At 66.7% G+C, this 6,402-nt stretch carries 7 protein-coding genes and 1 tRNA gene; 2 read left to right on the forward strand and 6 right to left on the reverse strand.

All coding sequences use genetic code 11. From position 1 onward, the window contains the following. Nucleotides 1-137: 137 nt before the first annotated feature. From CHU93_RS00885 to CHU93_RS00900, 4 genes are read right to left on the reverse strand one after another with little or no spacing between them, the layout of a single operon-like run. Complete coding sequence (locus tag CHU93_RS00885) at nucleotides 138-911, reverse strand: precorrin-2 dehydrogenase/sirohydrochlorin ferrochelatase family protein (protein ID WP_094472343.1); 774 nt, start codon at nucleotides 909-911, stop codon at nucleotides 138-140. Nucleotides 912-930: 19 nt separating this feature from the next. After that, nucleotides 931-2,013 (reverse strand): NAD(P)/FAD-dependent oxidoreductase, encoded by a 1,083-nt coding sequence (locus CHU93_RS00890; protein ID WP_094472337.1) that lies wholly within the window; start codon nucleotides 2,011-2,013, stop codon nucleotides 931-933. Next, nucleotides 2,001-2,723, reverse strand: coding sequence for a methyltransferase domain-containing protein (locus CHU93_RS00895; protein WP_094472338.1), 723 nt, complete (start codon nucleotides 2,721-2,723; stop codon nucleotides 2,001-2,003). Before CHU93_RS00895 ends, CHU93_RS00890 begins: the two co-directional genes overlap by 13 nt. Next, on the reverse strand, nucleotides 2,723-3,820 hold the full coding sequence (locus CHU93_RS00900) for a type III polyketide synthase (protein ID WP_094472339.1): 1,098 nt from the start codon (nucleotides 3,818-3,820) through the stop codon (nucleotides 2,723-2,725). Before CHU93_RS00900 ends, CHU93_RS00895 begins: the two co-directional genes overlap by 1 nt. A gap of 90 nt (nucleotides 3,821-3,910) precedes the next feature. Here CHU93_RS00900 and CHU93_RS00905 point away from each other — a divergent pair, with 90 nt between their 5' ends. Then, nucleotides 3,911-4,807, forward strand: coding sequence for a P1 family peptidase (locus CHU93_RS00905; RefSeq protein ID WP_094472340.1), 897 nt, complete (start codon nucleotides 3,911-3,913; stop codon nucleotides 4,805-4,807). On the opposite strand, the gene CHU93_RS00910 is transcribed toward CHU93_RS00905, so the two are convergent. Continuing rightward, a complete protein-coding gene (locus CHU93_RS00910; protein WP_094472341.1) occupies nucleotides 4,801-5,334 on the reverse strand; it encodes a hypothetical protein in 534 nt (177 codons plus the stop codon). The two genes, CHU93_RS00905 and CHU93_RS00910, sit on opposite strands and share 7 nt — an antisense overlap. Nucleotides 5,335-5,411: 77 nt before the next feature. On the opposite strand from CHU93_RS00910, the gene CHU93_RS00915 reads away from it, so the two are divergent. Next, nucleotides 5,412-5,488 (forward strand) — tRNA-Arg (locus CHU93_RS00915). Here the strand turns inward: CHU93_RS00915 and CHU93_RS18205 are convergent. Continuing rightward, nucleotides 5,439-6,359, reverse strand: a complete 921-nt coding sequence (locus tag CHU93_RS18205; protein WP_133064264.1) for a recombinase zinc beta ribbon domain-containing protein — start codon at nucleotides 6,357-6,359, stop codon at nucleotides 5,439-5,441. The genes CHU93_RS00915 and CHU93_RS18205 overlap by 50 nt on opposite strands. Nucleotides 6,360-6,402 lie beyond the last annotated feature (43 nt).

The raw sequence follows: 6,402 nt of genomic DNA on the forward strand, positions 1-6,402 counted from the left end.
TTAGCGCCGTTGCAAGGCCGAGTTTTTCAACACAATCAGCCCAAATGCCGCCATAACGCCCAAATCAAAACAAACGGGTCAAGGGTCCGCGACCCTTGCCGCCGGAGGCACCCTTAACTCTCCACCCCTTCACCCCTTCACCCTTCCCCGTCCCACCCCAGCACCACCGTCACCCCGGCCGGCAGCGGCGTGGGCACGGCATCCAGCCGGGTGGCGTCGCGGCGAGCGCGGTCCACGACGGCGGTGGGGATGGGGCCTTGCATCACGAGTGTGTCGCAGCGGGCGAGGAGGTTGAGTTGGTTGAGGGTGAGGTCGCCGGGGTCGGGGCTGGTGATGGGGATGTGGACGATTTGGGGCGTGGTGGTGCTGGTGCCGGTGATGGTGGCGGAGACGGCGGCCGCCGGATCGGGCAGGCTGGCGAAGGGATCGAGTGGGGCGCCTTCGGCCAGGGCGCGTTCCCACAGGCGGCGGCGGTCGGATGGGGTGGGGTGGTGGCGGCTCACCGCGTCGCGGGCGGCCAGGATGGCGCGGGCGAGTGGCCCCAGGCTGGCGGGCAGCAGCGCTTCCAGCCGAGTGCGCAGCGCGCGGGCCAGGCTGGCGGAGGCTCCGCCGGTGGAGACGGCCAGCACCACGGGGGAGCGATCGATGATGGCGCCCATCAGAAAGTCTGACAGGGCGGGCCGGTCCACCACGTTCACCAGCAGGCCGCGCTGCCGCAGCCGGGCGGCGTGGGCAGTGGCCTCGGCGTCATCGTCCAGCGCGATGAAGGCCAGAGCGGCGTCTTCGGCCTCGGCCACGATGCGGCCGCCGGCGGCGCGGATCAGCCGGGCCTTGGCCTCGGCCGCTTCGCCGTCGCCGATCAGGATCACGCGGCGGCCGGCCAGTTTCAAGAAGATGGGCAGTGTGTCCATGGCCGTGGGGGTGCCAGCCTCAGCCCGCAGGCGCAAGCGCATTGGGATCGGCGACCCGGGTCATCCGCGCCATCAGGCCCAGCGCGCCGGGAATGGCGGCGAGGCCGGTGAGCGCCAGCAGCCGGCCGAGACGGGTTTCGGCCAGCCGCAGGGCCGCCATCGCCAGCCGCACCGGCCGCCGGGCGCGCGCCAGCAGGGCGGCCTGATAATCATCGGCGCTGGCCCCGGCCGCCAGCATGCGCGCCGCCAGCCGCCCCGATTCCAGCGCGATGCCCATGCCGTCCCCGCAGAAACTGGGGATCACCGCCGCCTGGTCGCCCAGCCGCCACAGCCCGTCGCCGGCCGGCCCGGCAAGATGGCCATAGGGCACCCGGCTGATGGCCAGCGGTTTCGCCAGCAGCGGCTGCGCATCGGCCAGCGCCGCCAGGCCGGGTTCGCGCAGCAGCAGCGCCAGCAGCGCCGGCCAGCTGCCCAGCCCGCGATAGAGGGGGCCATCGGCCAGCAGGCACAGGTTCAGCCGCCCGCCCTCCACCGGTTGCAGCCCGGCATAGCCGCCGTCGAAAAACACCACCCGCACCGTGCCGGCCAGCTGCCGGTGCAGGGCCGGGGCGGCGAAATATTGCTTGAAACCGATCTGGTCCGGCCCTGGCGGGCGGGGAAGCCCACGCAGATCATGCTTGCCGGTGGCCAGCAAAATGGCGCTGGCCCGCAATTCGCCACCGGATGTGTGAACGCGGTCACCGCTGATCCGGTTTGCTGCCACGCCGCTGTGAAATGCGGTCACCAATGACGCGGATTTTGCCACCAATTCGGCATCCAGGACACGGCGGGACAGGCTGAGCGCCGGGAATGGCAGCGCGGCGCTGGCCTGACGCCGGCCGGCCCACAGCTCCACCCGGGTGATCGGCACCGCACCCAGCGCGCGGGGGTCCACCCCCAGCCCGGCCAGCGCCGCCACCGCCTCCCCGCTGAGGAACTCGCCACAAATCTTGTCGTGCGGATCAGGATTTCGCTCGATCAAACAGGGCCTTAACCCGGACCGCGCCAGATCGATGGCAGCCGCGCAACCGGCCAAGCCGCCGCCGATGATCAGCGGGTGCATGCCGCCACCGCCCAGCGGAAGGGGATGTGCCAGCGCACATCGGCGCGAACATCTGCCGATTTCAACAACTTGGCCCAATCGCCGCGCCCAAACGCCCGCCGCACCGACAGGGCACCATCATGGGCAACGATCGGATGCCAGCCAAAAATCCGCGCAAGTGCTTGAAATCCCAGCCAGGCCAGCCAGTGGCGATGCAGATCGTTGATCAGCCAGCCGCGCCCTGCCGTGGCCTGCATCCAGCCGATGAAGCCGGCCAGTTCGGCATCATCCATATGGTGCGCCACCAACGAAGAGATGATGAAATCCGGCGTAAAATCAATCGCTTCGGCTTGGCCCGTCACATATTCGATCCCGTCGGCCGGGTTTGTGGCCGCCCGCGCCGCCGGGGCGGACCGGGGGTTCAGGTCCACCCCCACCAACCGCACCCGCTTGCCCGCGCCCCGCGCCCAGGCCGCAATCGCCCGCAGCATGTCGCCATGGCCAAAGCCGACATCCAGAACCGAGAATTCATCCAGCGATTTCGTTCGTTTTTTCAACCAGTTGATCGTAGGCGGCCGCGCCAGCGTGATGCTGTTCACCCGGGCCAGATCTGCAATCACCGCAGCATAAGTAGCGGCATCCAGCCGGCCATCGTCCATGATCTCCGGCAGGTCGGCCCGGCGGCTGAAATCCAGCGGCGCCGCCGGCCAAGTGGCAAGCAGTTCCTGCATCAACCCACTGTTTGAAAACGGAAACTTTCCGCCGCCAAGCCCGGCCCAAAGGCCACGCCAAAGCCCGGCGCCCCGCGCGGCACGGCGCTGCCGATCCCGGCCATGATCCGCTGCAGCACAAACATCAGGGTGGCGCTGCTCATGTTGCCGCAATCCTTCAGCACCTCCCGCGACCAGTTCAGCGCCCCCTGCCCCAATCCCAGCCCGGCCTCTACCGCATCCAATATGGCCCGGCCGCCGCCATGCACGGCAAAAACCCCATAATCATCAGGATGTTGCCCACGCAGCAGCTCTGCACCCGCCGGCCCGGCCAGCGCCTGTTGCAGGATCGGCGGCACCCGGCCCGACAGGTGCATGTCAAAACCCTGATCGCCGATGTTCCAGGTGATGGCATCAGCCGAATCGGCAATGGTGGCCGCCCGGAAATCGGTCAGCGCCAGCCCAGTCGCCTCGGCCGTCACCAACGCCGCTGAACAACCATCGCCAAACAGCAGCATGGCCAGCAGCGATTCGAGATCGCCAGTTTCCTGAAAATGCAAGGTGCACAGCTCCAGATTGACCACCAGCACCCGCGCTGCCGGATTGGATCGCACGAAATGATACGCCAATCTCAAGGCGTTGACCGCCGCATAACAGCCCATGAAGCCGACATGGGTGCGCTCCACACCGGGGTTCAGCCCCAGCCGGCTGACCAGCAACTGGTCAATCCCAGGTGCCACCATGCCGGTGCAACTGGCCACCACCAGATGGGTGATGCCATTCAAATCCTTGGCCGAAAGCGCCAGGCCGCCAATCGCCTGTTCGGCCAAAGCCGGCGCCGTAGCAGCAAAACGCGCCATCCGCCGTGCGGTCGAAGGAAAGGCACCGGGCCGGTAAAATCCTTCCGCATCGGCGGTGAAGCCGTCCGGGTCTTTCACCGGCGTGAAGAAGCTCCAACGATGGTCGATGGCGGAACGGCCGACCAGCCGCTTGAAAATCAACTGGTCACGCCGGTCCTTGATGAGCGTGCCGACGAAGTCAACAAATGCCTCGTGCACGTCGTTGGGCGGCAGCGCGGTGCCGATGCGGTTGATATGGGCGACGGCGGGGGCAACCATGGCCTTGGTCCTTCAATGACTCGGCTTCATGCACGGTGCGCCTGTTCGGGCAGGCTTGCAACAGCCTCGCATGCGGCCGATGGATGCGCCATGAACCTGCCCGGCATCACTACCGTTCCCGGCCTCAGCGTTGGCCACGCCCATTGTGACAATGCCCGCACCGGCGTCACCCTGATTGTTCCCGACGCACCCGCCGTGATGGCGGTAGAGGTCCGCGGCGGCGGCCCCGGCACCCGCGAGACCGATGCGCTGAACCCCATCAACTTGGTCGAACGGGCCTATGGCCTGGCGCTGGCTGGCGGTTCGGTGTTTGGCTTGGCCGCTGGTGACGAACTGGCGCTGTTGTTGTCAGCCGAGGGGCGCGGGCTGCCGATGGGGGAAGGCTTGCCCCCGGTGCCGGTGGTGCCAGCCGCCATATTGTTCGACCTGTCGAACGGTGGTGACAAGGGCTGGGGCATGGAACCACCCTATCGGCGGCTGTCGCGGGAGGCCTTTGCCCAGCTTGGCACGGTCGGTAGTGATGGTCATGGTCCAATCGGTGCCGGCCACGGCGCCCGCTCCGGCAGCCGGCCGGGCGGTATTGGCAGCCTGGCACGCCGGCTGGACGACGGCTTGGTGGTGGGGGCCCTGATCGCCGCAAACAGCTTTGGCGAGGTCTATGCCGACGCGCCGCCCGATGGCGTGGTTGCGATGCCAAAACTCAATCGCCACAAAGGCTTCGGCCGGCAGAATACGGTGATTGGCGCTGTGGCAACCAACGCACCGATCAGCAGGGCACAGGCCTTGCGCATCGCCATGGTCGCCCAATCCGGCCTGGCCCGTGCTGTGCGGCCGGTGCACACCCAATTCGATGGAGACTGCCTGTTTGCCATCGGCACGGCCGCGCCTGATCTGCCACTGATCGATGATGTGCAACTCGCAATCGTGGCCACGGTGGCCGCCGACCTGGTTGCGGCGGCCACGCGGCAGGCGGTCGGTCTTTATTGAGGATCGAGGCCGGCAGCGCGGCGTGACAGGGCCGCCAGCCAATCGGCGTAGGCAGCGCGGTCGCCGGCATCAGCCGTGGCGGCGGCCAGTTCATCCAGCCGGAAGGCCAGGCCAGCCAGCGGCTGCAACGCCGCCGCCAGCCGGGTTTCGGCGGCGACGGCGCGTGCAGCCGTGGCCGATTCCGTGCCCGCCGTGCCCGCGGCTGCGCGTGCGGTGGCCGCATCCCGGCGCGCGGTGGCCGCATCCCGTTCGATGGCGTCCATTTTCGCTTCGATCTGCGTCAGCTCGGCCAACACGGCGGCTGCAGGCGGGGCCGGTGGCTGCGGCGCCACGGATTCCGGGGCCGCAACAACGGCCGGTGGCGCACAATCGACGGCCACCGGGCAGCGTTGCTGGCCCGCCACGTTGCGCGGCACCATCGGCGAAATCTCGCCAGCGCGCGGGGCCAGCGTTGGCCAATCGCCGCCGCGCGCACTGCAGGCAGCCAGCGGCAACAACAACAGGATCGGGATTTGGCGCGCCAACATGAGAATATCGCCTAAAGCGGCAAGGAAGAGGTTGCAATGCCCCGCACACGCCGCTATCAGGCCGGCCTCCAAGGCGCGCGCCCGTAGCTCAGCTGGATAGAGCATCAGACTACGAATCTGAGGGTCGGACGTTCGAATCGTTCCGGGCGCGCCATTTCCCTTTCATCGCCGAAAAAATCGGTTAACAGCTTGAACGGGAACGATAATTCCGGCGTTCGAAGTCCCTTCGTCTTGCTATATCCAAGACGCTCCTTGAAGGTGAGTTTGAGCACGGCTCTCTTGTCCTCTACACGGTCAGACATCCAAAGATTCCAATGGCTTGCAAGAAATTGCATCGCCGTTCGAAGTGTTGCCTCTAGTGCGGGCTGATCAGGCGGCGATTCTGCCAGCTTTTCTTGAAGCACGAGCTTGCGCGTCTCAAATTCCGCGATCCGCTGCTCATACGCCCTGACCACCGTTGGCGTCTCCGTCTCCATGATCCGGTCGAGCAGCTGCGCGATCTTGCGATCGATTTGGGAAACCTCAGCGCGATAATGATCCTTGTGAAGGCGTGTGGCCTCCACGCGCTGCTCCCACAAGTCGTGCAGCATCTGTGTCATCATCTCCATCAGTTCTGCCGATGGCGCCATCTCCTTGAGAAGCTGCTCGAATGCACTCTCGACCTGTGAGCGCGGTATGGATTTGCGGAAGCTCACACAGTGCTTGTTGAAACATGAGTAATAGGGGAACCGCGAGTGGGAACCACGGCTCCAGCTACCTGTGAGTGGCTTGTCGCAGTCGGCACAGCATACGAACCCGCGCAGCGAGAAGTCGGCTTGAATATCTTGTCGCGCGGGCACACGCGCGCCACCGCGCAGCCGCTGTTGAATGCGCTGGAATGTCTGGAAGGAGATAAGCCCAGCGTGTTGAGCCTTGCGCAGGGCAATGTCCCAGCGCGGCGCTTCCAGATAGCCGGCGTAAAGCGGCTGGGTGAGCACCTCTGTCACTCGCGCATTTGCAAACGTGCCATCACGCTGGCGCGGCACGCACGGTCGCGTCCCGGCAGGTGGTGTAGGTTATGAGGGTAGC

The organism is Sandarakinorhabdus cyanobacteriorum (assembly GCF_002251755.1).
GTDB lineage: Bacteria > Pseudomonadota > Alphaproteobacteria > Sphingomonadales > Sphingomonadaceae > Sandarakinorhabdus > Sandarakinorhabdus cyanobacteriorum.

Coding starts and splice junctions, on each gene's coding strand:
- CHU93_RS00885 (WP_094472343.1), bottom strand. CDS start 911: ATGGACACACTGCCCATCTTCTTGAAACTGGCCGGCCGCCGCGTGATC.
- CHU93_RS00890 (WP_094472337.1), bottom strand. CDS start 2,013: ATGCACCCGCTGATCATCGGCGGCGGCTTGGCCGGTTGCGCGGCTGCC.
- CHU93_RS00895 (WP_094472338.1), bottom strand. CDS start 2,723: ATGCAGGAACTGCTTGCCACTTGGCCGGCGGCGCCGCTGGATTTCAGC.
- CHU93_RS00900 (WP_094472339.1), bottom strand. CDS start 3,820: ATGGTTGCCCCCGCCGTCGCCCATATCAACCGCATCGGCACCGCGCTG.
- CHU93_RS00905 (WP_094472340.1), top strand. CDS start 3,911: ATGAACCTGCCCGGCATCACTACCGTTCCCGGCCTCAGCGTTGGCCAC.
- CHU93_RS00910 (WP_094472341.1), bottom strand. CDS start 5,334: ATGTTGGCGCGCCAAATCCCGATCCTGTTGTTGTTGCCGCTGGCTGCC.